At 69.2% G+C, this 25,479-nt stretch carries 25 protein-coding genes; 17 read left to right on the forward strand and 8 right to left on the reverse strand.

What is annotated here, in order from left to right:
* Positions 1 to 68: 68 nt before the first annotated feature.
* Entirely contained in the window at positions 69 to 1,094 is a 1,026-nt protein-coding gene (locus tag ACOQOP_RS23370; RefSeq protein WP_420564229.1) for an Ldh family oxidoreductase, read from the forward strand.
* 125 nt (positions 1,095 to 1,219) lie between these two features.
* Here ACOQOP_RS23370 and ACOQOP_RS23375 read toward each other — a convergent pair whose 3' ends face one another.
* Complete coding sequence (locus tag ACOQOP_RS23375; RefSeq protein ID WP_420564230.1) at positions 1,220 to 1,852, reverse strand: glutathione S-transferase family protein; 633 nt, start codon at positions 1,850 to 1,852, stop codon at positions 1,220 to 1,222.
* Positions 1,853 to 2,096: 244 nt separating this feature from the next.
* A complete protein-coding gene (locus ACOQOP_RS23380) occupies positions 2,097 to 3,125 on the reverse strand; it encodes a polyprenyl synthetase family protein (RefSeq protein WP_420564231.1) in 1,029 nt (342 codons plus the stop codon).
* Between the two features lie 141 nt (positions 3,126 to 3,266).
* Here ACOQOP_RS23380 and ACOQOP_RS23385 point away from each other — a divergent pair, with 141 nt between their 5' ends.
* The 6 genes from ACOQOP_RS23385 (at position 3,267) to ACOQOP_RS23410 (ending at position 7,263) form a co-directional block, all read left to right on the forward strand.
* Positions 3,267 to 3,485 (forward strand): DUF2007 domain-containing protein, encoded by a 219-nt coding sequence (locus ACOQOP_RS23385; protein WP_420564232.1) that lies wholly within the window; start codon positions 3,267 to 3,269, stop codon positions 3,483 to 3,485.
* 210 nt (positions 3,486 to 3,695) lie between these two features.
* Positions 3,696 to 4,421: a tRNA1(Val) (adenine(37)-N6)-methyltransferase gene (locus ACOQOP_RS23390; RefSeq protein WP_420564233.1), complete on the forward strand. Its 726-nt coding sequence runs from the start codon at positions 3,696 to 3,698 to the stop codon at positions 4,419 to 4,421.
* A 24-nt stretch (positions 4,422 to 4,445) separates the two neighbouring features.
* Complete coding sequence (locus ACOQOP_RS23395; RefSeq protein ID WP_420564234.1) at positions 4,446 to 5,288, forward strand: S49 family peptidase; 843 nt, start codon at positions 4,446 to 4,448, stop codon at positions 5,286 to 5,288.
* Positions 5,285 to 5,797, forward strand: a complete 513-nt coding sequence (locus ACOQOP_RS23400; RefSeq protein WP_420564235.1) for a GNAT family N-acetyltransferase — start codon at positions 5,285 to 5,287, stop codon at positions 5,795 to 5,797. The genes ACOQOP_RS23395 and ACOQOP_RS23400 overlap by 4 nt, the downstream gene beginning before the upstream one ends.
* Before the next feature lie 45 nt (positions 5,798 to 5,842).
* The gene (locus ACOQOP_RS23405) at positions 5,843 to 6,085 is read left to right on the forward strand and encodes a hypothetical protein (RefSeq protein WP_420564236.1); all 243 of its coding nucleotides are present in this window, start codon (positions 5,843 to 5,845) and stop codon (positions 6,083 to 6,085) included.
* A 23-nt stretch (positions 6,086 to 6,108) separates the two neighbouring features.
* On the forward strand, positions 6,109 to 7,263 hold the full coding sequence (locus ACOQOP_RS23410; RefSeq protein WP_420564237.1) for a M24 family metallopeptidase: 1,155 nt from the start codon (positions 6,109 to 6,111) through the stop codon (positions 7,261 to 7,263).
* Positions 7,264 to 7,414: 151 nt separating this feature from the next.
* On the opposite strand, the gene ACOQOP_RS23415 is transcribed toward ACOQOP_RS23410, so the two are convergent.
* The 3 genes from ACOQOP_RS23415 to ACOQOP_RS23425 all read right to left on the reverse strand — a co-directional run bounded on the left by ACOQOP_RS23415 (position 7,415) and on the right by ACOQOP_RS23425 (position 9,304).
* Positions 7,415 to 7,882, reverse strand: coding sequence for a DMT family transporter (locus ACOQOP_RS23415; protein ID WP_420564238.1), 468 nt, complete (start codon positions 7,880 to 7,882; stop codon positions 7,415 to 7,417).
* Positions 7,883 to 7,886: 4 nt separating this feature from the next.
* Positions 7,887 to 8,444, reverse strand: coding sequence for a helix-turn-helix domain-containing protein (locus ACOQOP_RS23420; RefSeq protein ID WP_420564239.1), 558 nt, complete (start codon positions 8,442 to 8,444; stop codon positions 7,887 to 7,889).
* Between the two features lie 377 nt (positions 8,445 to 8,821).
* Positions 8,822 to 9,304, reverse strand: a complete 483-nt coding sequence (locus ACOQOP_RS23425) for a PaaI family thioesterase (protein WP_420564240.1) — start codon at positions 9,302 to 9,304, stop codon at positions 8,822 to 8,824.
* 211 nt (positions 9,305 to 9,515) lie between these two features.
* Between ACOQOP_RS23425 and ACOQOP_RS23430 the strand changes: the two genes are divergently transcribed.
* Genes ACOQOP_RS23430 through ACOQOP_RS23440 form a run of 3 tightly spaced genes read left to right on the forward strand, consistent with a single transcriptional unit; the run spans position 9,516 to position 13,485 of the window.
* Positions 9,516 to 10,442, forward strand: coding sequence for a methylenetetrahydrofolate reductase (locus ACOQOP_RS23430; protein WP_420564241.1), 927 nt, complete (start codon positions 9,516 to 9,518; stop codon positions 10,440 to 10,442).
* A gap of 27 nt (positions 10,443 to 10,469) precedes the next feature.
* Positions 10,470 to 11,378, forward strand: coding sequence for a methyltetrahydrofolate cobalamin methyltransferase (locus ACOQOP_RS23435; protein WP_420564242.1), 909 nt, complete (start codon positions 10,470 to 10,472; stop codon positions 11,376 to 11,378).
* A gap of 43 nt (positions 11,379 to 11,421) precedes the next feature.
* Complete coding sequence (locus tag ACOQOP_RS23440) at positions 11,422 to 13,485, forward strand: ASKHA domain-containing protein (RefSeq protein ID WP_420564243.1); 2,064 nt, start codon at positions 11,422 to 11,424, stop codon at positions 13,483 to 13,485.
* Between the two features lie 310 nt (positions 13,486 to 13,795).
* On the opposite strand, the gene ACOQOP_RS23445 is transcribed toward ACOQOP_RS23440, so the two are convergent.
* On the reverse strand, positions 13,796 to 14,227 hold the full coding sequence (locus ACOQOP_RS23445) for a GNAT family N-acetyltransferase (protein ID WP_420564244.1): 432 nt from the start codon (positions 14,225 to 14,227) through the stop codon (positions 13,796 to 13,798).
* Positions 14,228 to 14,352: 125 nt separating this feature from the next.
* Between ACOQOP_RS23445 and ACOQOP_RS23450 the strand changes: the two genes are divergently transcribed.
* The 7 genes from ACOQOP_RS23450 (at position 14,353) to ACOQOP_RS23480 (ending at position 23,869) form a co-directional block, all read left to right on the forward strand.
* Positions 14,353 to 15,306 (forward strand): SDR family oxidoreductase, encoded by a 954-nt coding sequence (locus ACOQOP_RS23450; RefSeq protein ID WP_420564245.1) that lies wholly within the window; start codon positions 14,353 to 14,355, stop codon positions 15,304 to 15,306.
* A 49-nt stretch (positions 15,307 to 15,355) separates the two neighbouring features.
* Complete coding sequence (locus ACOQOP_RS23455) at positions 15,356 to 16,339, forward strand: ArsR/SmtB family transcription factor (RefSeq protein ID WP_420564246.1); 984 nt, start codon at positions 15,356 to 15,358, stop codon at positions 16,337 to 16,339.
* Between the two features lie 13 nt (positions 16,340 to 16,352).
* Positions 16,353 to 17,219, forward strand: a complete 867-nt coding sequence (gene metF / locus ACOQOP_RS23460; RefSeq protein WP_420564247.1) for a methylenetetrahydrofolate reductase [NAD(P)H] — start codon at positions 16,353 to 16,355, stop codon at positions 17,217 to 17,219.
* Positions 17,216 to 18,115, forward strand: a complete 900-nt coding sequence (locus ACOQOP_RS23465) for a homocysteine S-methyltransferase family protein (RefSeq protein ID WP_420564248.1) — start codon at positions 17,216 to 17,218, stop codon at positions 18,113 to 18,115. Before metF ends, ACOQOP_RS23465 begins: the two co-directional genes overlap by 4 nt.
* Before the next feature lie 18 nt (positions 18,116 to 18,133).
* Positions 18,134 to 19,195 carry a homocysteine S-methyltransferase family protein gene (locus ACOQOP_RS23470; RefSeq protein ID WP_420564249.1) on the forward strand — a complete coding sequence of 354 codons (1,062 nt, stop codon included), beginning with the start codon at positions 18,134 to 18,136 and terminating at the stop codon, positions 19,193 to 19,195.
* Positions 19,192 to 21,840 (forward strand): methionine synthase, encoded by a 2,649-nt coding sequence (gene metH, locus ACOQOP_RS23475; protein WP_420564250.1) that lies wholly within the window; start codon positions 19,192 to 19,194, stop codon positions 21,838 to 21,840. Before ACOQOP_RS23470 ends, metH begins: the two co-directional genes overlap by 4 nt.
* Before the next feature lie 466 nt (positions 21,841 to 22,306).
* Complete coding sequence (locus ACOQOP_RS23480; protein WP_420564251.1) at positions 22,307 to 23,869, forward strand: glycosyltransferase family 39 protein; 1,563 nt, start codon at positions 22,307 to 22,309, stop codon at positions 23,867 to 23,869.
* On the opposite strand, the gene ACOQOP_RS23485 is transcribed toward ACOQOP_RS23480, so the two are convergent.
* Together ACOQOP_RS23485 and ACOQOP_RS23490 are read right to left on the reverse strand one after the other, a co-directional pair.
* Positions 23,830 to 24,537, reverse strand: a complete 708-nt coding sequence (locus tag ACOQOP_RS23485) for a gamma-glutamyl-gamma-aminobutyrate hydrolase family protein (RefSeq protein ID WP_420564252.1) — start codon at positions 24,535 to 24,537, stop codon at positions 23,830 to 23,832. The genes ACOQOP_RS23480 and ACOQOP_RS23485 overlap by 40 nt on opposite strands.
* Positions 24,537 to 25,454 carry an amidoligase family protein gene (locus tag ACOQOP_RS23490; RefSeq protein ID WP_420564253.1) on the reverse strand — a complete coding sequence of 306 codons (918 nt, stop codon included), beginning with the start codon at positions 25,452 to 25,454 and terminating at the stop codon, positions 24,537 to 24,539. The genes ACOQOP_RS23485 and ACOQOP_RS23490 overlap by 1 nt, the downstream gene beginning before the upstream one ends.
* Positions 25,455 to 25,479: the final 25 nt, after the last annotated feature.

Here is a 25,479-nt window from a genome sequence, read left to right on the forward strand (position 1 = left end):
CTCTGCTTTGCTGGCGTCCGGGTCGGCGGGTGCCGGCCGCCCTTCCTCACCCACTCGGAGGCCCGCCCATGCCCGCCGGCGACAGCGCGACCGTCACCCTGACCCTGGACGAGGTGCGCGACCTCAGCATCCGGTGTTTCCTGGCCAATGGCTGCGACACGGCCAATGCCGAGGCGGTGGCGGACGTGATCCACAATGCCGAGCGCGACGGGGCCAAGAGCCACGGGCTGTTCCGGGTGCCGGGCTACATCAAGTCGCTGAAGAGCGGCAAGGCCAACGGCCACGCGGTGCCGGTGCTGGAGGACTTGGCGCCGGCGGTGCTGCGGGTGAAGGGCGACGGCGGCTTCGCGCCGCTGGCCCAGCAACTCGGCCGCGAGCCGCTGATCGAGCGGGCCCGCTCCCAGGGCGTGGCCGCGATGGCGATCACCGACATCCACCATTTCCAGGCGCTCTGGTACGAGGTCGAGCCGCTGGCGGAAGCCGGGCTCTGCGCCTTCGCCTTCACCGCCGCCTTCCCCTATGTGGTCCATCCGGGCGGCCGCACGCCGATCTACGGCACCAACCCGATGTCCTTCGGCTGGCCGCGGCCGGGCAAGCCGCCGATGGTGTTCGACCAGGCGTCCTCGGCCCTGGCGCGGGGCGAGATCATGATCGCCGCCCGCGACGGCCACGACGTGCCGCCGGGCACCGGCATCGACAGGGACGGTCACGAGACGACCGACCCGAACGCGATCCTGGACGGCGGCGCGCAGCTTCCCTTCGGCGGCTACAAGGGCGCCTCCATCGCGATGATGGTGGAGTTGCTGGCCGGCGCGCTGATCGGCGACAAGTTCAGCTTCGAGGCCTGGGAAAGCGACGCCAAGGACGGCGGCCCGCCGAACGGGGGCGAGTTCATGCTGGCGATCGACCCGGGGCGCCTGGGCGACGCCAACGGCTGGGCGGCCCATGCGGAGCTGCTGTTCGAGCGCATCCTGGCCGAGGAGGGGACACGGCTTCCCGCCGGCCGCCGGCATCTGAACCGGGCGAAGACCGCGACCGAAGGGGCGGCGATCCCGGCGGCGCTTCATGCGGAGATCGTTGCCCTCTGCGGGTAACTGGTCGCTTTCATGCGCGAATACTCAGCCGTCGTCCTGAATTCAATTCAGGACCAAGCTGCCTGCTTTCGAGGCTCGATCCTGAATTGAATTCAGGATGACGGGCGAGGCCGGAGAGTGACCCCTTAAGGCAGCCCGTTGCGTCCGTGCTTCAGATAGGCCGGGCGCTCGCTGAGCGTCTCGTAATAGCGCGCCACCGCCGGATAGTCCGGCTTGCCCTCGAAGGTCAGGTTGAACCAGCGGTTCACCACCAGCCCGATCGGGATGTCGGCCAGGGTGAAGCTCTCCCCGGTGATGTACGGCCCGCCCCGTGCCAGATGAGCATCCAATTGGCCGACCTCCTTGGTGATGTGCGCGCGGCCCTGCTCGATGAACCAGGGATGGTTCCACGGGGGCTCGTTGAGCTGGCCGCCGAGGAAGGCGCCGCGCAGGGAGATGGAGGTCTCGTAATTGGCCCAGTCCATCCACTGCTCCACCCCGGCCCGGGCGATGGGGGCGGCGGGGTAGAGGGCGGTGTCGCCCGACACGGTGGCGAGGAAGCGGATGATCGTGTTGCTCTCCCGCAGCACGGTGCCGTCCTCCAGCACCACGGCGGGGACCAGGCCGATCGGGTTGATCGCCTGGAACTCGGGATCGGTGGTCGGCCGGAAGCCGCGGCCCCAGTCCTCCCGGGTATAGGCCACCCCGAGCTCGTCGCTGGCCCAGAGCACCTTGCGCACGTTGAAGGAATTGGCCCGGCCGAGAATGCGGATCGTCATGGGGTTTGCCCCTGTCTGTTGAGGGACCATGCTCGACGGCATCCGGCGGCGGGGCAAGGGACGCTCTCGCACTTCACCCATTCGTCATCCCGGACGCACCCGTCCCGGATTTAATCCGGGATTGATCCGGGTGCGGGCCGAGATCTCGAGGTCGAAGAGCCGACGCCGATGGGTCCCGGTCTCGCCCCGGGTCGTGCCCGGGGACGAACCGGGATGACGGGCTAGGGGGAGAGGTGCCGGGCCGTCAGTACGCCCGGTCGACGCAGAAATCGATGACCTCCTCCATCGCCCGGCGGTGGGCGGTGGGGGCGAAGAGGTCGAGGTCGCGGTGCGCCGCCTCGGCGTAGTCGCGGGCGCGGTTCAGGGTCTTGGCCAGGGTCCCGTGCTTGGTCATCAGCGCCTGGGCATGGGCGAGGTCGGCCTCGGTCTGGTCCATGTCGCCGACCGTCCGGCGCCAGAACGCCCGCTCCTCCTCGTCGCCGGCGGCATAGGCCAGGATCACCGGCAGGGTCATCTTGCCCTCGCGGAAATCGTCGCCGACGGTCTTGCCGAGCGCTTCCTGCTGGGCCGAATAGTCAAGCACGTCGTCCACGAGCTGGAACGCCACGCCGAGGTTGCGGCCGAAGGATTCCAGCGCCTTCTCCTCGCTCTCCGGGCGCTCGGCGACCACGGCGCCGATCTGCGAGGCGGCGGCGAACAGCACCGCCGTCTTGCTCTCGATCACCTGCAGATAGGCGGCCTCGGTGGTCTCGATGTCGTTGGTGGTGACGAGCTGGTGCACCTCGCCCTCGGCGATGACGGCCGAGGCGTCGGACAGGATCTTCAGCACCTTCAGGGAGCCGTCGGCCACCATGAGCTGGAAGGCGCGGCTGAACAGGAAGTCGCCGACCAGCACGCTGGCCTGGTTGCCCCAGACCGCGTTGGCGGTGTCCTTGCCGCGGCGCAGGTTGCTCTCGTCGACCACGTCGTCATGCAGCAGGGTGGCGGTGTGGATGAACTCCACGCAGGCGGCGAGGTCGATATGCCGGGAGCCCTCGTAACCGACCAGGCCGGCGGCGGCCAACGTCAGCATCGGCCGCAGCCGCTTGCCGCCCGAGGCGACGATATGGCCGGCGAGCTGCGGGATCAGCGCCACCGGGCTGTGCATCTCGCGGATGATGGTCTCGTTGACTTTGACCAGGTCGTCGGCGACCAGGGCGCGCAGGGCGTCGAAACTGGGCCTGCGGTCGGCGCTGTCGGGGCCGGTCTGGGATGCCGATGCGGTGACGGACACGGGTTCGCTCCTGCGGCGTTGCTTGACACCTCTGTGTGCTGTGCGAGCATAGAAAGAGCGGTCGCGAGGCGAAGTCAACCGCGTCTCGCCCGGGCCCTGCGCCATAACCATCCACCCCGAACCTTCGGAGGTCAGTGCCGCATGCGGGAACTTCTGCGCACCAACGATCTGGTGCGGCTGTCCTATCTTCAAGCCCTGCTGACCTCGGAGGGGATCGAACCGCTGGTGCTGGACGGCGGGATGAGCGTGCTGGAAGGCAGCGCCGGGGCGATTCCGCGCCGGCTGATGGTGGCGAGCGACGATTTCGCCGCCGCCAAGGCGCTGCTCGAGGAGGCGGGCGAGGCGCTGGATCCGAAATAGGGCTCGCACTTCTTTCTTCTCCTCTCCCATACCTTTCTCTCCCATCCCCTGATTCACTCCCCGGATTTATTCCGGGGCCTACCTCTGGGCTTTCCGGACGCCGGAGTTCTATCCTCCGCCATCAGGGCTGCGTCCCGTGTGGGCCCCGGAATAAATCCGGGGAGTGCGTGAGAGGTTAGATGTGGCGTGAAGGTGTGTGATTTGGGTGAGATGGAAACCACCGAGGATCTCCTGCTCGACGGGCGGGTGCGGCTGGTCCAGCCGAAGACCGGGTACCGGGCGGCGGTCGATCCGGTGCTGCTCGCCGCCGGCGTTCCGGCGCGGGCGGGGGAGCGGGTGGTGGATCTCGGCTGCGGCGCCGGGGCGGTCTTCGCCTGCCTCGCCGGTCGGGTGCCGGGGGTGGAGGTGATCGGCGTCGAGCGCGATCCCGCCATGGCCGATCTCGCCCGCCGCACCCTGGCGGCCAACGGCATCGCCGGCCGCATCGAGACCGCCGATCTGACGGCCCTGCCGGCGACCTGGGAGGCCGGGAGGATCGACCATGTCGCCGCCAACCCGCCCTATCTGCCGGCCGACCGGGCCGATCCCTCGCCGGATGCCGGACGGGCGGCGGCCGGGGTGGAGGCCGGGTCCGACCTCGCCGACTGGATTGCGGTGGCCCGACGCTGCCTGCGGCACAAGGGAACGGTCACGCTGGTGCACCGGGCCGACCGGCTGGACGACATCCTGGCCGCTCTGGCGCGCGGCTTCGGCTCGGTCGTGGTCTTCCCGCTGTTCCCCAAGGCCGGTCGGGATGCCGGCCGCGTGCTGGTCCGGGCGGTGCGGGGCGGCCGGGCACCCCTGCGCCTGGCGCCGGGCCTGGTGCTGCATGCGGAGGACGGGGCCTATACGGATCAGGCCGACGCCGTCCTGCGCGGCGCGCCTCTCGATCTTTGAGGGCGGCCGCCTTATCTACCCGCCATGGCAATTCTTGATCCGATCCTCGACCGGTTCCGCAAACGTCCGCCGACCGTGTCCGTCGTCACCCTGCGCGGCATCATCGGCGGCTCCGGCCCGACCCGGCGCGGCCTGTCCCTGGAAACCGTCGCCCCAGCCCTCGAGGAGGCCTTCAAGGACAAGCACACCACTGCCGTCGCCCTGGTGATCAACTCGCCCGGCGGCTCCCCGGTGCAGTCCGACCTGATCGCCCGGCGGATCCGCGACCTCGCCTCCGAGCATGAGAAGCCGGTCACCGCCTTCGTGGAGGATGTGGCCGCGTCGGGCGGGTACTGGATCGCCTGTGCCGCCGACGAGATCCTGGTCAACCCGGCCTCCATCATCGGCTCGATCGGGGTGATCAGCGCCGGGTTCGGCTTCGTCGAGGCGCTGGACAAGCTCGGGGTCGAGCGCCGAGTCCATACCGCCGGCAGCCGCAAGGCGCTGCTCGACCCGTTCAGCCCGGAGCGCGAGGAGGACGTGTCGCACCTCAAGGCGGTCCAGGTCGAACTGCACCAGCTCTTCATCCAGTGGGTCCGCGACCGGCGCGGCGAGGGCCTGAAGACCGAGGAGGAGCCGGAGCTGTTCGAGGGCAAGTTCTGGACCGGCGGCCGCGGCATCGCCATCGGCCTGGCGGACGGCGAGGGCGAGCTGCGCAGCACCATGCGCGCCCGCCACGGCGACAAGACCCGCTTCCGGCAGATCGAGCGCCGCCGCTCGCTGCTGGAGAAGCTGCGCTTCGGCGCGTCCATGGACCCGGTGGCGATCGGCGAGGGGGCCATGTCGGCGATCGGCGAGCGGGCTCTCTGGTCCCGGTTCGGCCTTTGAACGGCCCGATCGAGACCGTCCGGCTGATCCTGCAGCCGGTGGAGGAGGCCCACAGGAGCGACCTGATCACCTTTCTCGGCACCCCGGAGGTGATGAGCGTGCGCAAGCTCGGCGTGCTCGACCGCGACGCCGCCTCGGCCGTGGTCGACGAGATGATCGCCCATTGGCGCGAGCACGGCTTCGGCATGTATGCGGTGATCGAGCGCGAGGGCGGGGCGTTTCTCGGCGAGTGCGGCCTGCGCTACCTGGAGGACGGCACCGTGCCGGAGATCAGCTACGGGCTGCTCACCGCCGGCCGTGGCAAGGGATACGCGCGGGAGGCGTCGGTGGCGACCTTGGCGCACGGGTTCGGCCCGCTCGCCCTGCCGCGGATCGTGGCCTTCGCCCGGGGCGACAACGTGATCTCGCGCACGCTGCTCGAATCGCTCGGCTTCTCGCTGGTGTGGGAGCGGCAGAAGGAGGGGCGTACCGTCGTCCATTACGAGGCGCTGGCGCCATCAGTTCCCTGACCATCGCACTTGCGCAGCACCATCCGCACGGTCAATTCTAGGGTCATGTTCAGTATCTCCAAACTCGTCGCCCTTGCCGCCATCATCGGCGCCATCTGGTTCGGTTTCCGCCTGATCGGCCGGCTCGATGCCGCGCGCAAGGCCAAGGTCGCCGCCGAGAAGTCGGGCGACCGGCCGGATCGCGGACGGCCCGAGGGGACCCATGGGCGCGACGACGTGGTGGACCTGGTCCGCGACGAGCGCACCGGCGAATACGTGACACGCGACCGACGGGACGAACGGACCTGACCGGCCAGCCCACCGTTTCCGGCGTGCGCCCCTTCGACGACGCCGAGTACGACGCCCGCCTCGCCGCCGCCCGACACGAGATGGCGTCGCGCGGGCTCGATGCGCTGATCGTCTTCGCCCAGGAGAGTCTCTACTACCTCTTCGGCTATGACGGCGGCGGCTACGTCTTCTTCCAGTGTGCCGTGCTGCATGCCGTGGACCGGCCCAGCACCCTGCTGTGCCGCCGACCGGATGTCGCCCAGGCGCGCGACACCTCGCGGATCGAGGCGGTGCGGGTCTGGCTCAACGCGGAGGGCGCCAATCCGGCGCGCGACCTTGTCGGCATCCTGAAGGACGAGGGGCTGGAGGGCCGACGGGTCGGCATCGAGACCGACAGCTACAGCCTGACCGGCTTCAACTGCCGGGCGGTCTACGAGGCCGCCGAGGGCGTGGTCGACCTGGTGGAGGCGAGCGGGATCGTCCGCGGCCTGCGCGTGGTCAAGTCGCCGGCCGAGTTGGATCTGATGCGCCGGGCGGCGGCGCTCGCGGACGCGGCCGTGACCGCCATCGCCGAGACCGCGCGGCCGGGCGTGCTGGACAGCGCGCTGACCGCGGCGGCGATGAAGGCCATGCTGGAGGGCGGTGGCGACATGCCGCCGGCGGGGCCGCTGGTGAATTCCGGCTCCCGTGCGGTCTACGGGCGCGGCGTGGGCGGCGCGCGGGGGCTGGGCGAGAGCGATCTGGTGATGGTCGAACTGGCCGGCACCTTCCGCCGCTACAATGCCTGTATCGAGCGCTGCGTGACGATCGGAGCCGTGTCCGAGGCCCAGTCGTCGATGCACGCCCTGGTGCGCGACACGCTGGAGGAGATGCTGGAGGCGTTCCGGCCGGGCGAGCCGCTGGGCCGGGTGGACGAGATCCACCGCGCCCGGCTCGATGCGGCCTGCTATGCGGAGGTGCGCTACGCCGCCTGCGGCTATTCGCTGGGCGCCACCTACCGGCCCAGCTGGATGGACGTGCCGCCGATGATCTATGCCGGCAATCCGCTGGAGCTGCGGCCGGGCATGGTGTTCTTCCCGCACGTGATGCTCGGCGACACCCGCACCGGCCACGCCATGGGGATCGGCGAGACCGTGGTGGTGACGGAAAGCGGCCCGGCAGTGCTGAGCGCCCTGTCGCGGGATCTGGTGCGGGCTTAATCCAACCTCTCTAAACACCCACACTCCCCGGATTCATTCCGGGGCCTACCCATCAGCGCGCGCGGCCGTCGGAAGTGATCTTTCGGGTGCCCGTGCCATCCATGGCGTAGGCCCCGGAATGAATCCGGGGAGTGTGGAGGGGGAGGCGGGATCAACGCTCCCACACGATCAGCGCCAGGCCGCCGATCAGCAACGCGATCCCCACCATCTTCGTGACCGTCAGCGCCCGCACCGCCAGTCCGAAGGCGCCGAGCTGATCGTAGGCGATGGCCGCCATGAGCTGCCCCGCGATGACGGCGGTGAGGAACGCCACCACCCCGATCTTCGGCACGGCGGTGATGGACAGCATCACCTGATACGCCCCGATCAGCCCGCCGGCCCAGACCCAGGCGGGCGCCGCCCGCATGTCGGCCAGCCTGGGGAAGGGCGTGCCTGTCGCCAGGATCAGGCCGATCAGCGCGCAGGTGCCGATGGTGAAGGACAGCAGGGCCGCCGGCAGAGTGCCGCCGACGCTGCCGGCCAGCCGGGCGAAGATCGGGCCCTGGGCGGCGATCAGCGCCCCGCCGATGACGGCCAGCAGGATGAGGATCGCGGTGCCGGCACCGGGAAGAGGGGCCATGGCGCTACACCAGGAACAGCAGGTAGTGGGCCGGCGCGTCGGGCCCGGCCTCGAAGGCGGTCGGCCCGTGCAGCCGGTAGCGCAGGCAATCGCCCGGCGTCAGCACATGGTCGGTGCCGTCGACCGTCAGGGTGAGGCGGCCGGACTGCAGGACCAGGTGGTGCTCCAGTCCCTCCACCGGCGGGGTGTCGTAGGCGATGCGGGCACCGGCCGGCAGGGTGCCGGCGATCACCTCGCCGCGCAGGGCGTCCGCCGGTGGGGAGATCGAGCGGCGGGCGAAGCCGGTGGCCGGGTCGTGCCACACGGTCTGGGCGTCGGCGGGCACCAGGGCGGCGAAGTCCTGCTCCACCATCCGGATGAGCCGCGACATCGGCATCCGGTAGGCGGCGCAGAGCTTGCCGAGCGCCTCGGCCGAGGGGCTGACCTCGGCGTTCTCCATCCGCGACAGGGTCGCCCGGCTGACCCCGCTGCGCGTCGCCAGCGTGTCGAGCGACCACCCGGCCTCCTGGCGCAGACGCTTCAACCGGTCGGCGAGGCGGGGGGTGAGGTCATCCAGGGGCATGATGTTCTCGTAAATGGGATTATTTCCCAATTATGAGAGTTTTTTCCCGGCCGGCGTCAAGAGGTGATGTTTGTTCGCCAGCCGCGTCGACTGCACCACTGCCCCAACCGTCATCCCGAACTTGATTCGGGATCATGGCCTGGCGTCGGTGGCTTGATCCCGAAACAAGTTCGGGATGACGGGGGAGGTGGGGAATGACATAGCCCCCATCCCTCCCTCCACCCCCGTCTTCCCGGCCTTGAGCCGGGACCTAGAGTGGAAGCAGCTGGAGCGGTCGAGATCGATATGCTGCGTTCCGGCGAGCGTCACCCTCGGTCCCGGCTCAGGGCCGGGAAGAGGGGAAGAGGGGAAGAGGGGAAGAGGAAGAGTGGTGCCCCCTACAGGATCAGGCACGTCGTTGTCGCGTGTGCGTACACCTTGCCCTTCTCGTCGACCAGCTTCGCCTCCGCCGTGGCGGTGCGGCGGCCGCGGTGCACGACAACCCCTTCCGCCCGCAACGTTCCGGCGTCCGGGCCGGCGCCGCGGGTGATGTGGACCTTGTATTCCAGGGTCGTGTAGCCGGTGCCCGCCGGCAGGGTGGAATGCACGGCGCAGCCCATGGCGCTGTCCAGGATCGTGCCGTACCAGCCGCCATGCAGCGTGCCGGCCGGGTTGGACAGGTATTCCTGCCACGCCCCCTCGAACACCACGCAGCCCTCGCTCACCTCGGCAAGGCGGAAGCCCATGGTGGCGGCGATGCTGGGCGCCGGCAGGTCGCCGTCCTTGATGCGGGTCAGCAGGGTCAGCCCGTCCAGTGTGCGGGTCGCCTCGGTCAGCGGGGCGGGGTCGGCCCAGGTATAGGTGCGGCTGCGCTCGGTCATCGGGGTCTCGCCTCGCAAGGTGAAGGATCGCGGCAATTCCTCTGCCCCAGCCGGTGCGGCCGCGCAATCCAATCCTCGTCATGGCTGTTTGTCGGATTTGGGATTGCGGATGGCGAGATGCGGCAATCCGTCCCGTCCCACAGGCCTCATATAGGGCGGGAGACCGGACCGATCCTCAGGACGAGGGTCCGGCAGGGAAAAGGGGACTGGGATGGCACCTGCGACCGCGCGTGACGTGATCACCCTGATCGACGGCTTCTCCGTCGAGACCACGCCGGCGTCGGCCGCCAAGGTCGCCTCCTTCGCCGATCATCTGGCGCCGGGTACGACGGTCAACGTCACCTTCCTGCCGGGCAGCGCCATCGACGACACCATCGCCATCGCCACCCGCCTGCGCGCCGAAGGCTTCGAGCCGGTGCCGCATATCGCCGCCCGTTCGATCACCGATGCCGCCATGCTGGACCGCACGCTGGGCCGGCTGAAGGACGAGGCGGGGGTCACCCAGGCCCTGGTCATCGCCGGCGGGCTCGACCGACCGCTGGGCGCCTTCACCTCCTCCATGGACCTGCTGGCGACCGGCCTGTTCGACGCCCATGGCATCCGCAAGATCGGCGTCGCCGGCCATCCCGAGGGCAGCCCGGACATTGACGAGACGGCGCTGAAGAATGCGCTGCTCTGGAAGAACCGCTTCGCTGCCGAGCGCGGGCTGGAAATGTATATCGAGACCCAGTTCTGCTTCGACGCCGCCGCCATCATCGCCTGGGACAGGCGGATCCGCGCTTGGGGCAACACCCTGCCGATCCATCTCGGCGTGCCGGGCCTCGCGACGCTCAAGACCCTACTGAAATTCGCCCAGATGTCCGGCATCGGCCCGTCCATCCGCGTGCTGACCCGCCAGGCCCGCAACCTCGCCAAGCTGATGCTGGTGCAGGCGCCCGACCGGCTGCTGCTGGACCTCGCCGCCTACAAGGCGGGCGACCCGGAGTGCGGCATCGAGAAGCTGCATTTCTACCCGTTCGGCGGCCTCGCCAAGACGGCCGACTGGGCGAATGCGGTCGCTTCCGGCGACTTCACCGTGGATGCGCGCAAGCAAGCCATCCTGCTCGGCGCAGCCGACCAGGCCCGCGCGGCCTCCTGACCCAACCCGAAGCCGGAGACGCACCCCATGGTCGATACCATCGTCAGTTCCGCCACCAAGGAAATCGCCATCGGCTTCGAACGGCCGTTCTGCGTGATCGGTGAGCGGATCAACCCGACCGGCCGCAAGCTGCTGGCCGCCGAGATGGCCGCCGGCGATTTCAGCCGGGTCGAGGCCGACGCTCGCGCCCAAGTGGAAGCCGGGGCCACCATGCTGGACGTCAATGCCGGCATCCCGCTGGCCGACGAGCCGGCGATCCTGGCCCAGTCGATCAAGCTGGTGCAGTCGATCACCGACGTGCCGCTCTCCATCGACAGCTCCATCGTCGAGGCGCTGGAGGCCGGCCTCTCGGTCTATCAGGGCAAGGCGCTGGTGAACTCGGTGACCGGCGAGGAGGAGCGGCTGGAGGTCGTCCTGCCGCTGATCAAGAAATACGGGGCCGCCGTGGTCGCGATCTCCAACGACGAGACCGGCATCTCCGAGGACCCGGACGTGCGCTACGAGGTGGCGAAGAAGATCGTCGAGCGGGCCGCCGACTACGGCATACCCCGTGCCGACGTGGTGGTCGATCCGCTGGTCATGCCGGTGGGCGCGCTGAACCTGGCCGGGCATTCCGCCATGCGGCTGATCCGCCGGCTGCGCGACGAGCTGGGCGTGAACACCACCTGCGGCGCCTCCAACATCTCCTTCGGTCTGCCGAACCGCCACGCGCTGAACGCCGCCTTCCTGACCATGGCGATCGGCTCGGGCATGACCTCGGCGATCATGAACCCGCTGCATGCCGAGGAGATGGCCGGCGTCATGGGCGCCGACGTGATGATGGGCCACGACCCGGAATGCCGGCGCTGGATCAGGCGCTTCCGCGAGCCGGCGGCCGAGGGCCAGGACGCGCTGGGCGCACGCGGCGGGCGTGAGCGCCGCCGCCGGCGGGCCTGAGGTCTGCGGATAGGGGAAACAACGGAGAGCTGCCGAAACGGATATGGATGACGTAGGAAGCACGACCGGACCGACCGGGCCCGCATCGAATGACGACGCGGGAGAGGCTTTCGTCGTCTTCACGCCGTCCGGCCGCCGCGGCACCTTTCCCGTCGGCACCCCCGTGCTGCAGGCCGCCCGGGCGCTCGGCGTCGATATCGATTCCGTCTGCGGCGGGCGCGGCCTCTGCGGCCGCTGCCAGGTCACCCTCAGCGAAGGCAACTTCACCAAGTTCCAGGTCGACAGCCGTGCGGCCCATCTTTCCGAGCCGGCCCGCAACGAGCTGCGCTACCGCGAGAAGCGGGGCCTCGCCCCTGGCCGCCGCCTGTCCTGCTCGGCCCAGCTTCTCGGCAATGTCGTCATCGACGTGCCGGAGACCAGCCAGGTCCACCGCCAGATCGTGCGCAAGCGCGCCGAAGTGCGGGCGATCGAGATCAACCCGATCCACAAGCTGCACTATGTCGAGGTGCGCGAGCCCGACATGCACGAGCCGTCCGGCGATTTCCGCCGCCTGTGCGAGAGCCTGCGCGAGCAGTGGCCGGACTGGGGCATCGCCGACGACGTGACCTGCGACCTGCCGGTGCTGGGCTACCTGCAGAAGGCGCTGCGCCAGGGCGACTGGAAGGTCACGGTCTGCCTGCGCGAGGGCCGGCGGGTGACCGGCGTGTGGCCCGGCTTCAAGGAGAAGATCTACGGCCTCGCCGTCGATATCGGCTCCACCACCATGTCGGCCCATCTCTGCGATCTCGCCACCGGCGAGGTGGCGGCCTCCAGCGGCGTGATGAACCCGCAGATCCGCTTCGGCGAGGATCTGATGAGCCGGGTCTCCTACGTGATGATGAACCCGGGCGGCGAGGTCGAGCTGACCCGCGTCGTGCGCGAGGCGGTGAACCACCTGTCCTCCCAGGTCGCCCAGGAGGCCGGGATCGCGGTGGAGGACATCGTCGACCTTGTGTTCGTCGGCAACCCGATCATGCACCACCTGATGCTGGGCATCGATCCGACCGAACTGGGTGGGGCGCCCTTCGCGCTGGCGATCGACACGGCGGTGAACGTGCATGCCGGCGAGCTCGGCATCTCCCTGCACCCCGACGCCCGCGCCTACGGTCTGCCCTGCATCGCCGGCCATGTGGGGGCGGACACAGCCGCGGTGATCCTGTCGGAAGGCCCGCACCAGCAGGACGAGATGACCCTGATCGTCGATGTCGGCACCAATGCCGAGATCGTGCTGGGCAATCGGCAACGGCTGCTGGCGGCCTCCTCGCCCACCGGCCCGGCCTTCGAGGGCGCGCAGATCACCTGCGGCCAGCGCGCGGCCCCCGGCGCCATCGAGCGGGTGCGCATCGATCCGGAGACCCTGGAGCCGAAGTTCAAGGTGATCGGCGTCGACGTCTGGTCGAACGAGGAGGGCTTCCAGTCCGAAGCCTGGAAGACCGGCGTGACCGGCATATGCGGTTCCGGCATCATCGAGGTGCTGGCCGAGATGGTACTGACCGGGCTGCTGAAGACCGACGGCACGATCGACGGCGCCATGGCCGCCCGCACGTCGCGGATCGAGAGCGACGGGCGCACCTTCTCCTACCGGCTGTCACCGGAGGTGGTGATCACCCAGACCGACGTCCGTGCGATCCAGCTCGCCAAGGCGGCGCTGTATGCCGGCGCGGCGCTGCTGATGGACAAGCTGGGGGTGGAGAGCGTTGACCGGATCATCCTGGCCGGCGCCTTCGGCAGTCATATCGACACCAAATACGCGATGATCCTGGGCATGATTCCGGACTGTCGGCTGGACAAGGTCTGGTCGGTCGGCAACGCGGCCGGAACCGGCGCGCGCATGGCGCTGCTGAACGCAGACGCCCGGCGCGAGATCGAACGGGTCGTGCGCCGGGTGGAGAAGGTGGAAACGGCGGTCGAGCCGCGCTTCCAGGAGCATTTCGTCGATGCGATGGCGCTGCCGCACAGGACTGCGCCGTTTCCGAACCTGTCGGCGGCGGTGACCCTGCCGGCCCGGCCCGACCCGGGCGAGGCCGGCGGTGAAGGCGGCCGGCGTCGGCGCCGACGTGCCGGGTAGGGGACTTCTCTCCCATCGCCCCAACCGCACTCCCCGGCCTTGTGCCGGGGCCCACGCGTCGGCTTGGTCACGCATCTCCATGGCCCGGAGCAGCGTCAGAGTGGGCCCCGGCACAAGGCCGGGGAGTGAGGTGGGGGTGATACTTCCTGGCCCTTCCCATCTTCCCGGCCTTGCGCCGGGACCGAGAGCGACGCTTGCTGGAGCGCCTCAAGATCCACTCGAACGATCCAGCTGCTCTACCTCTCGGTCCCGGCGCAATCCCGGATTAAATCCGGGACGGGAAGACACATTGGGGGGAGGCGTTGATCCCCTACATCCCGCTCAGCTTCTTCGCCAGCTTCACCGAGCCCCGTCCCGCCGGGCCCATCTCGACCCAGCCCTGGGCGCGGTAGAAGCGTTCCGCCCGCGTCTCCTGGGCGGTGACCAGCCAGGCGATGCGGTGGCCCAGCTTCACCAGATCGTTCAGGGCCCGGCGCATCAGCGCGCGGCCGATGGTCTTGCCCTCATGGGCTGGGTGCACGTACAGCATCTCCACCGACCCGGCCCGGGCATCCACCGCGACGAATCCGACGATGGCCGAGTCGACCGACAGCACCCAGCACAGCCCCGCCGCGAGATACGGATGGACCGCCGCGTCGAAGCTGGCCGCCGTCTCGAACTGCCGATTCTCGCGGGCGGCGGCGACGATCGGATACAGGCGCGGGATGTCGCCGGGCACACCCCGCCTGGAACGCGCGGCCATCGGGCGCGCCGCCTGTCTGCGTCTGATCAATCCCATGATACCGACGATACCCGGGCCATGGCGGGTGGCAATATGCCGAACGCATGACATGTTGAAGGCGTCCCGTTTCCGTCAGAGGCGCCGCCATGCCCGACCTTCCCGCCCCGGCCATCGCCCCCGGCCATGTGTTCTTCTTCGGCCTCGGCTATACCGCCCTGCGCCTCGCCCGGCGCATGCGCGATTCCGGCTGGGCCGTCTCCGGTACCGTCCGCTCACGGGACAAGGCGCAGGCCCTGTCCGAGGCGGAGGGCATGACCGTCCATGCCTTCGACGGCACGGCGCCGATCGCCGCGGCCGATCCCTTCGCCGGCGTCACCCATCTGGTCGACACGGTGCCGCCGCGCGAGATCCTGGTGCCGGCGCTGGAGCGGCATGCCGAGGACCTGCGGTCCTGCGCCACGCTGCGCTGGGTCGGCTACCTGTCCACCCCGGCGGTCTACGGCGACCGGCAGGGCGACGTGGTGACCGAAGACGAGGCGCCGACCCCGGGAAGCCGACGCGGCGAGCTGCGGGCGGCGGCGGAGCGGGCCTGGCTCGACGCCTTTCCCGGATCCGACATCGCCGTCCAGGTGTTCCGCGTCGCCGGCATCTACGGGCCGGGCGAGGGCCGTAACGCCATCGAGCAGCTCCAGTCCGGCAAGGCGCGGATCATCGACAAGCCGGGGCAGGTCTTCAACCGGATCCATGTGGACGATATCGGGTCGATCCTGCTCGCCTCCATGGCCCGGCCGCGCGACGGCGGGATCTACAACGTGGCCGACACCGAGGCCTGCCCCCCGGCCGACCCGATCGTCTTCGCCGCCGGGCTGCTGGGCATCGATCCGCCGACACCGATCCCGTTCGACAGCGCGGAACTCTCCGAGATGGCGCGCAGCTTCTACAGCGAATGCAAGCGGCTCGACACCGCGCGGCTGACCGATGAACTGGGCGTCGAGCTCACCTATCCGACCTATCGCGAGGGCCTTCGAGCGATCGCCCTGGAGGCCGGTGTGTCGTCATGCCGACAGTTTCGGTCGACTGAGAACCGAATTCGGTCTTGATCCGATAAACACATAAAGATATCCTTATATTGTTATCAGAGGTGACCGAATGGATGATGTGCTTGCAGGACTGAGGGCGATTGCCGAGCCGACCCGGCTTCGGATTCTGGTCCTGTGCGCGCGCTCCGAACTGTCGGTCACCGATCTGGTCGACATCCTCGGCCAGAGCCAGCCGCGCGTGTCCCGCCATCTGAAGCTGATGGTCGAGGCCGGCGTGCTGGAGCGGAACCGCGAAGGGGCCCGCGCCTATTACCGGGTGGCGGAGCGCACCGCGGGCGGCGATGTCGCCCGGGCGCTGACGCCGCTGGTGCCGGCGGACGACGCCATGCTGGAGACGGATCTGGCGCGGTTGGAGACCATTCGTAGCCGCCGTTCTGAGCGGGCCACGGCCTATTTCCAGGAGAACGCGGTCCACTGGGAGGATCTGCGCGGCCTCTATGTCGACGACGCGCTGGTCGATGCCAGCCTGATGGAGGCGGTGCGGGCCGAGCCGGTGGAAAGCCTGCTCGATATCGGCACCGGCACTGGCCGGGTGCTGGAGCAGCTCGCCGATCACGTGACCAGTGCTGTCGGCATCGACAACGCCAAGCCGATGCTGGAGATCGCCCGCGACAAGCTCGACCGGGCCGGCCTCAGCAACTGTCAGGTCCGTCTGGCCGACATGTACCACCTGCCGTTCCCGGCCGACCGGTTCGACGCGGTGACCCTGAACATGGTCCTGCATCACGCCGAGATGCCGGGCGAGGTCCTGCGCGAGGCGGCCCGGGTGCTGAAGCCCGGCGGCCGGGTGATCCTGGTCGACTTCGCGCCGCACGAGCTGGAGGAACTCCGCGAGCAGCATACCCATCGCTGGCTCGGCTTCTCCGGCGAGGAAATCGGCCGGCTGGCGAAGAGCGCCGGTCTCGGCCTGGAGCCGGCGGTGAGCCTGACCGGCGACCCACTGACCGTCTGCCTGTGGAGTGCCCGCAAGGCGGACGGCACTGAACTGACAACCGGAAACACCGGCGCCGCAGAATTGCGGGCGGCGTCCTGAGGGGATGAGCGTCATGTCCGACACTCCACGCGTTAGCTTCGAGTTCTTTCCGCCCAAGGATGAGGAAGGCGAGTCCAAGCTCTGGCACACGGTGTCCCGGCTGGAGCCGTACCGTCCGTCCTTCGTGTCGGTGACCTACGGCGCCGGCGGCAGCACCCGCGAGCGCACCAGCCGCATCGTCAAGCGTCTGGCCCGCGAGAGCAGCCTGACCCCGGCGGCCCACCTGACCTGCGTCGGTGCGACCCGCGAGGAGGTGGACGAGATCGTCCGCGAGTGGCAGCAGGCCGGCATAAAGCACATCGTCGCCCTGCGCGGCGACGCCCCGGCCGATGCGGAGCGCTACGAGCCCCATCCGGGCGGTTACGCCAACGCGGCCGAGCTGACCGAGGGGCTGCGCCGGATCGGCGATTTCGAAATCTCCGTCGGCGCCTATCCGGACGTGCATCCGGACAGCCCGACCCCGGAGGCCGACCTGGACAACCTGAAGCGCAAAATCGACGCGGGCGCGACCCGGGCGATCACCCAGTATTTCTTCGAGGCCGACACCTTCCTGCGGTTCCGCGATGTCTGCGACAAGGCCGGGATCACCGTGCCGGTGGTGCCGGGCATCCTGCCGGTGACCAACTTCAAGACGGTGGTGCGCTTCTCCAACGCCTGCGGCGCGGTCGTGCCGGCCTGGATGGCCGAGCTGTTCGACGGCCTGGACGAAGATCCGGAGACCCGCCAGCTCGTCGCCGCCACCACGGCCAGCGATCTGTGCATGAAGCTGATGGAAGAGGGCGTGGAGGACTTCCACTTCTACACCCTGAACCGTCCGCAGCTCACCACCGCGATCTGCCGCCGTCTTGGCCTGCGGCCGGAAATGGAGGCCGCGGCGTGACCATCGGCTTCACCGAACCCAAGGCTGGCACCGTGACCGGCCCCGCGCTGGTCTCCGGCGGGTTCGGGGAGCTGTCGGCGCGTGCCGGCGCCTCCTGTCTGGAGGAGCTGAACATCACCGATCCCAAGGCGGTGATCGATGTGCACAACCGCCATCTGGACGCGGGCGCGGACATCCTGCGCACCAATACCGGCGGCGCCTCGCCGGAGCGGCTGGACCGCTACCGCATGCATGACGAGGCGTTCATCGTCTCCTACATGGCGGCCGAGCATGCCTCCAAGGCGGCCCGGCGTCATGGGCAGGACCGGCGGGTCATGGGTGTCGCCCGGGTGGAAGCCCTGGCACCGCTGATCGGCTTCCTGCCGCTCGGCCGGGTCGAGGCGGCGACGCGCACCATGGCCTCCGGGCTGGTGGGCGGCGGGGCCGACCTCCTGCTTCTGGAGACCGCCCAGTGCCCGGCGCGGATCGTCGCCGCCATGGACGGTGCGCGGCGCGGCATGGCCGATGCGGGACGCACGGTGCCGGTGCTGGTGAAGCTGCGCTACGAGACGCGGCTGGGCGCGCTGGCCCGCGGCGCGATCGCCGACGGGCTCGCCCGTGCGGCGGCGGCCGTCGCCGGGATCGGCGCCCAGGGTCTGGCCATCGCGCCGGACAACCTGGACCGGCCCTATGCCGAGACCCTGGAGGCGGCGGCCACCGCATATCGCGCGGCGCTGTTCGTCGACCTGGCCCCGTCCTCGCCCCATTGGGCGGCGGTGGCCGACCTGACCGGGCTGCGGCACCGGATCGCCTTCACCGGCGGGCGGCGCCTGGAGCCATCCAAGACCATCGAGGGGCCGGCCCGTCCGGCGCCGGCGAACGATGTGGGCCCGATACCGGTCGCCCGCAGCTACTGACCGATTTGGAGAGTCCGAATGACTGAAGCGGCACGAGAACTCTCGCGCCTCGCGGAACAGAGGGTCGTGATCCTGGATGGCGCCATGGGCACCATGATCCAGGGCCTGAACCTCACCGAGGAGGACTTCCGCGGGGATCGCTTCACCGATCTGAACAACGATCTGAAGGGCGATAACGACATCCTGAACCTCTCCCAGCCGGAGAAGATCGAGGATATCCACCGCCAGTACTTCGAGGCCGGGGCCGATATCGCGCAGACCAACACGTTCAACGCGACGTCGATCAGCCAGGCCGATTACGGCCTGTCCCACCTGGCCAAGGAGATCAACATCGAGGGCGCGCGCATCGCCCGGCGCGCCGCCGACAAAGTGCGCGAGGAGGAGGGGCGGCCGACCTTCGTCGCCGGCGCCCTCGGTCCGACCAACCGGACCGCGTCGATTTCGCCGGACGTCTCCAATCCGGGGGCGCGCAACACCAATTTCGACGAGCTGCGCGAGGCCTATCTGGAGGCCACCCTCGGCCTGATCGAGGGCGGCTCCGACATCATCCTGGTGGAGACCATCTTCGACACGCTGAACGCCAAGGCCGCCCTGTTCGCGGTCGAGCAGGCGTTCGACGAGACCGGGACCAAGCTGCCGATCATGATCAGCGGCACCATCACCGACCGGTCCGGCCGCACCCTGTCCGGCCAGACGCCGGAGGCGTTCTGGAACTCGGTGCGCCACGCCAACCCGTTCAGCGTCGGCTTCAACTGCGCGCTGGGTGCGAAGGACCTGCGACCGCACGTGGCCGAGCTGTCCCGCGTCGCCGATGTCCGGGTCTCCGCCTATCCCAATGCCGGCCTGCCGAACGAGTTCGGCGGCTATGACGAGAAGCCGGAACAGACCGCCGCCCATCTCGGCGGCTGGGCCGAGGACGGGCTGGTGAACGTCGTCGGCGGCTGCTGCGGCACCACGCCGGCCCATATCGCCGCCATCGCCCGGCAGGTCAAAGCCGCCGCCCCGCGGGTGGTGCCCCAGCTCTCGCTGCGGATGCGCCTGTCCGGCCTTGAACCTTTTGACTTGAGGAGTGCGTTTTGACCGAGCGCCAGGGAATTTTCATCAATATTGGCGAACGGACCAACGTCACCGGCTCCGCCCGCTTCCGCAAACTGATCGCCGACGGCGACTACGAGACCGCGCTGGAGGTCGCCCGCCAGCAGGTCGAGAACGGCGCCCAGATCCTCGACGTGAACATGGACGAGGGCCTGCTCGACAGCGAAGCGGCGATGACCACCTATCTCAACCTGATCGCCAGCGAGCCGGACATCAGCCGCGTTCCGATCATGGTCGACAGCTCAAAGTGGACGGTGATCGAGGCCGGACTGAAATGCCTGCAGGGCAAGGGAATCGTGAACTCGATCAGCCTGAAGGAAGGCGAGGAGCAGTTCCTGCACCAAGCCCGTCTGGTCCGCCGCTACGGTGCTGCCGTCGTGGTCATGGCCTTCGACGAGGAGGGCCAGGCCGAGACCGCCCAGCGCAAGTTCGAGATCTGCAAGCGCGCCTATGACCTGCTGGTCGAGACGGTCGGGTTCCCGCCCGAGGACATCATCTTCGACCCGAACATCTTTGCCGTCGCCACCGGCATCGAGGAGCACAACAACTACGCGGTCGACTTCTTCGAGGGCACCCGCCTGATCAAGGAGAACCTGCCCTACGCCCTGGTGTCGGGCGGCGTGTCGAACGTGTCCTTCTCGTTCCGCGGGAACAACGCCGTGCGCGAGGCGATGCACGCCTGCTTCCTGTACCATGCCATCAACAACGGCATGGACATGGGCATCGTGAATGCCGGCGCCCTGCCGGTGTATCAGGACATCCCCGAGGCGCTGCGCGAGCGGATCGAGGACGTGCTGCTGAACCGCCGCTCCGACGCCACCGACCGGCTGCTGGAGATCGCCGACGAGTACCGGAGCTCCGGCGCTGCGGCCAAGGTGGTCGACGACAAGTGGCGCGAGGAGCCGGTCGAGAAGCGCCTGGAGCATGCCCTGGTCCACGGCATCGGCGACTATGTCGAGGCCGATGTGGAGGAGGCGCGCCTGAAGGCGGACCGGCCGATCCACGTGATCGAAGGCCCGCTGATGGACGGCATGAACGTGGTCGGTGACCTGTTCGGCGCCGGCAAGATGTTCCTGCCCCAGGTGGTGAAGTCGGCCCGCGTCATGAAGAAGGCCGTCGCGGTCCTGCTGCCGCATATCGAGGCCGAGAAGGACGACAACCAGAGCGCCAAGGGCAAGATCCTGATGGCGACGGTGAAGGGCGACGTCCACGACATCGGCAAGAACATCGTCGGCGTGGTGCTGCAGTGTAACAACTACGAAGTCGTGGACCTCGGCGTGATGGTCCCCTGCGCGAAGATCCTTGAGGTCGCGGCCGAGGAGAAGGTGGACGCGATCGGCCTGTCCGGCCTGATCACGCCGAGCCTGGACGAGATGGTCTATGTCGCCTCCGAGATGCAGCGCGAGGGGATGGACCTGCCGCTGCTGATCGGCGGGGCGACCACCTCGAAGATGCACACCGCCGTCAAGATCGATCCGGCCTACAAGGGACCGGTGGTCCACGTGATCGACGCCAGCCGTGCCGTCGGCGTGGTGCAGGAGCTGCTGTCCCGCGACCGCCGCGCCGCCTATGCGGAGGGCATCCGGGCCGACTACCGGAAGATGGCCGAGAAGCGGCGCACCGGCCGGGTCGATCGCGACCGCATCACCATCGCCGATGCCCGCGCCAACAAGGCGAAGATCGACTGGAAAGGCTATCAGGCGCCGAAGCCGGCCTTCGAGGGCATCAAGACCTTCGAGAACTACCCGCTGCAGGAACTGGTCGACCGGATCGACTGGCAGCCGTTCTTCGCCACCTGGGAGCTGCGCGGCCGCTTCCCGGACATCCTGGACGACCCCAAGGTCGGCGAGGCCGCGCGTCCGCTGTGGAACGACGCCCAGGAGATGCTGAAGCAGATCGTCGAGGGCGGCTGGGCCAAGCCGCGCGCCGTGATCGGCTTCTGGCCGGCCAAGGCCGAGGGCGACGACATCCGCCTGAAGACCGAGGCGGGCGAGCGGATGGTCCACACCCTGCGCCAGCAGATGCCGCGTGGCGAAGATAAGGCGAACCTGGCCCTGTCCGACTACATTTCGCCCGAGGGCGGCGACTGGCTCGGTGGCTTCACGGTGACCGCCGGTCTGGAGATCGAGCACAAGGCCAAGGAGTTCGAGGACGCCGGGGACATGTACAACTCCATCCTCGTGAAGGCCCTGGCCGACCGGATCGCGGAAGCCTTCGCCGAGCGCATGCACGAGCGGGTGCGCCGGGAATTCTGGGGCTATGCCGCCGACGAGGAACTGACCAACGAGCAGCTCATCGCCGAGGATTACCGCGGCATCCGCCCGGCCCCCGGCTATCCGGCCTGCCCGGACCATACCGAGAAGGGCATGCTGTTTGAGCTGCTGGATGCCGAGACGCAGGCCGGGGTGAAGCTGACCGAGTCCTTCGCCATGTGGCCGGCCGCGTCGGTCTCCGGCTGGTACTTCTCCCACCCGGACGCCCGCTATTTCGGCCTCGGCCGGATCGAGCGCGACCAGGTCGAGGACTATGCCCGCCGCAAGGGCATGTCGGTGGAGGAGGTGGAGCGCTGGCTGGCGCCGTCGCTGGCCTACGATCCGGAAGAGGAACGCAACAAGCGCGAAGCCGCGTAAGGCGGCGCGCCAGAGATCTGGGTCCCGGACGCCCCCTTTCGAGGGGGATCCGGTCGGACGAGGGAATGGCCTCACCTCTCCCTCGGCCGGACACGCGACAGCGTCGTCCGGGACCTGGTGCCCTCAGAGCACGATCGGTTCAGGTCGAACCGATGTTTCCATCTGATCGTGCTTTGCTCGAGGGGCCAGATGCGGTTTCCCCATCCAGCCCAAATAACTCCCCGGCCCTGTGCCGGGGCCTACCTGTCCACCCGCACCGTCCGTTCACGCGTGTGCGCACCTGGGTGTGGGCCCCGGAATAAATCCGGGGAGTGCGGGGGGAGCGGGGAGCGTCGAGACGGGGCTTGAAAGGCCGTTGAGCAGCCCCGCTAAGAGCCTAAGCCCCAACTGACGTCACCCATCGCGCTTGCGGCGTTTCGTCTGCCGTGGTTGAAGCCTTCGGTCTCCGTTCGACCTCGCCCGCGCCATGCCCCCTCTGCCTGACTTCCTGATCCGCCTCTGCGACGCCGCGCTTACGCTGAGCCGGTTGCGGGTGTTCCTCGCGGCGATCGCGCTCTACTACGCCGCCGCCTGGCTGATCCGGATGGTGCTGCTGTCGGGATCCTCCGGCGACGAGGCGCAGCTCATGCTCTACGGCCAGAGCTTCGTGCTCGGCTACGATTTCGGCAATCCGCCCATCGCCGGCTGGCTGTCGGCCGTGGCGGAACTCGTTCTCGGCCCGACGCTCGGGGCCACCGTGGCGATCCGCTACGGGTTGCTGGCGCTGTTCTTCGTCGCCATGCTCGCGGCTGCGCGCGAGGCCATCGCCGACCGGCGGCTGGCCGCCGCCGCCGCCCTGTCGCCGGTGGCCTTCTGGTTCCTCGGCTGGGCCTCGCTGACCGTCTATATGGACAGCCTGGCGCTGATCGCCGCCCTCGCCGCGACGGTCTGGCTGATGCTGCGCCTGGCCCGACAGCCGACGACCGCCGGCTTCGTCTTGCTCCTGCCGGTGGTCGGCATCGGTCTGCTCAGCAAGTTCAGCTACGGCCCGACCTTCCTGCTGCTGATCCTGTCCGCCCTGACGGTGCCGCAGCTGCGGGCGGTGGTGAGCGACCGCCGGTTCTGGCTCTCGGTCGCCGGCGGGGTGATCCTGGCGGCCCCGGCCCATGGCTATGTGATCTCCCAGATGGAGACCTGGCTGGCCGTCGCCGAGGCGCGGATCCTCGAGGGCGCGATCTCCGAGAACCCGCCGGAGGGGCCGGTGGAGCGCGGGCTGCTCGCCTTGAAGGCGGCCTTCGACTTCTCCCTGCCGCTGCTGCCGCTGTTCGTCCTGTTCTTCGCCCACGCCCTCTGGTCCCTGCGCAGCCAGCCCCTGCCGGAGACCCAGCGCCCGGTCGTCCGCTGGCTCGGTCTCTGGGCGGTGCTGGTGCTGGTCAGCCTGGGCCTGGCCATGGCGATCGCCGGGGTGGACAAGCTGCGGGAGCACTACCTGTTCGTGCTGGTGCCGCTGCCGATCCTGCTGTTCGCGCTGGTCCCGCCGGGCGGGGTGGGCCGCCGGGCCGTCGGCAGCTATCTCACCGTGCTCTGTGTCCTGGCGACCGCTGCCCTGGGCGGGCTCGCCGGGCAGGCGGTGGTGCAGCCGGTCGAGTGCAGCAAGTGCCGGCTGGTGATGCCGTGGAGGGACTATGCCGAGAAGCTGCGCGCGGCCGGCTTCGAGGGCGGGACGATCGTCAGTCTCGACTCACCCTCCACCGATGCCGGCCCGAACCTGCGCCGCCACCTCGACAATGTCCGGGTCTGGAGCAACAAGCGTCCGTTCTACTCCCCGCCGCCCCTGGATGAGGCGGGAGGCTGCGTGGTGATCTGGAACGAGACGCGCTATCCCGACACGCTCGCCGCCCTGCGCGCCGAGCCGGTCGATCAGCTCGGCGTGCCGCTGCCGGCCCAGGCGGTGGTCGGGACGCTAACCGCGGATCTGCCGCTTACCGGCCGGCCGGCGCCGGTGCTGGGCTACGCGCTGATCGCGGAGGGGATGGGCGGCTGCCGGTAGTCGCGCCGCTGGCGGGCGGCGCCGATCAGGGTCGAGAACACCGCCCGGTGGCGGCTGCTCCAGGGCATGAGTTCGGGATGCCACTGCACGCCGAGCCGCATCGGCCCTTCCGTCGCCTCCACCGACTGGATGAAGCCGGCGGTCTCCCGGGCTGCCACGATCAACCCCGCGCCGACCACGTCGACCGCCTGGTGGTGCAGGGCGTTGATGGTCAGCGGCTTCGTCCCGGTGATCCGCGACAGCAGCGTCTCCTCCTTGATCTCCACCGTCTTGCAGGGGAAGAGCGAGCGCTTGTTCCGGTAACCCGGCTTGGCGATCACGATGTCGCGCAGCAGGGTTCCGCCGCGGTGGACGTTCAGAAGCTGCATGCCGCGGCAGATACCCAGGATCGGCGCACCCACCGAGTCGGCCCAGGCGATCCCGGCCAGCTCCAGGGCGTCGCGGTCCGGGTCGTAGGGCCACTCGTCGCTGGTGTCGACGCCGTAGAGCCGCGCCTCGATATCCACCCCGCCGCCGATGATCAGGCCGTCCAGCCCGTCGAAGGTCTCGCGGATCCCGGGACCGATGGTCACCGGCCAGCCGCCCGCGAGAAGCACGTTGAACGCATTGGCCAGCCGCATGGCCCGGCCCTTGCGCTTGCCGGTGGTTATGCCGATCCGCGGGCGCATCAGATGCGTTCCAGCCAGGGTCGGGCCCGCTCACGGGCCCAGGCGTCGATGCGCTGCGACAGCTCCCGCTCGTCCAGGGCCAGTTCCTCCACCGACAGCCAGCGCTCCCACTCGTGGGTGATCGACCAGAACGGGCTCTCCAGGTCGGCGTTCGGCAGGCGCCAGTGAAAGGTCGGCCGGCTGGAGATCTTCTGGTCGTGCAGGCGGCCGCGGACGCGCTGCCCGTCGATATGGGCGAAGACGGGCAGCATATCGAGTTCGCGGTTCCGGGTCGGGTTGAACGCGATGTAGTCGTCGATCAGGGTCGCCATGTCGGGCGCGTAGTCGGTGCGCAGCGCATGCCGCATGTAATCGTCCGCGAAGGCGGCGACGAAGGGGAGGAGCGAGCGGGTGAAGTCGACCTGTATCGCCTCGCGCAGGCCCGCCGACATCAGCAGGTAGGCCTGAAGCACCCGGCGCAGCGTGGCGGCGTTCAGGTCGTCTTCCCAGAGTTCGGGGTTGAGATGCATGCCGAAGCCGTTCAGCAGCCCGGCCCGGGTGCCCTTGGCTCCGCTGGCGGCCAGGGCGCGGACCAGGCGGTCCAGCTCGTCGATCCGGTCGCCTTCCAACGGCGGGGCGACGATCTCGGTCGGCACCACGTCGCGGCCGAGTTCGGCCAGCAGTTCCTTGGTCTGGTCGAGGATGCCGCCGTCGTCGCCCGCCTTCTGGATCCACGACCAGTCGAGCTCCACGGAGATATCGCCGATCGAGGTGTCGCGGACGACCGCCGCGTAAGGGCTGGAATGCTCGACGGTCCCTCCCATCCGATCGGCGATGATCCGGGCGGTTTCGAGCGTGCCTATGCCGCCGAATTCGATCTCGACGCCGACCTTGCGGTCGACGCTTCGGCCCAGCGCGGAGGGAGAGGGTTGGGACATCCTCTGGGAAATATGGACTAGCTTT

The sequence above is a fragment of the Thalassobaculum sp. genome, assembly GCF_965223715.1.
In the GTDB taxonomy this organism is placed as follows: Bacteria; Pseudomonadota; Alphaproteobacteria; order Thalassobaculales; family Thalassobaculaceae; genus Thalassobaculum.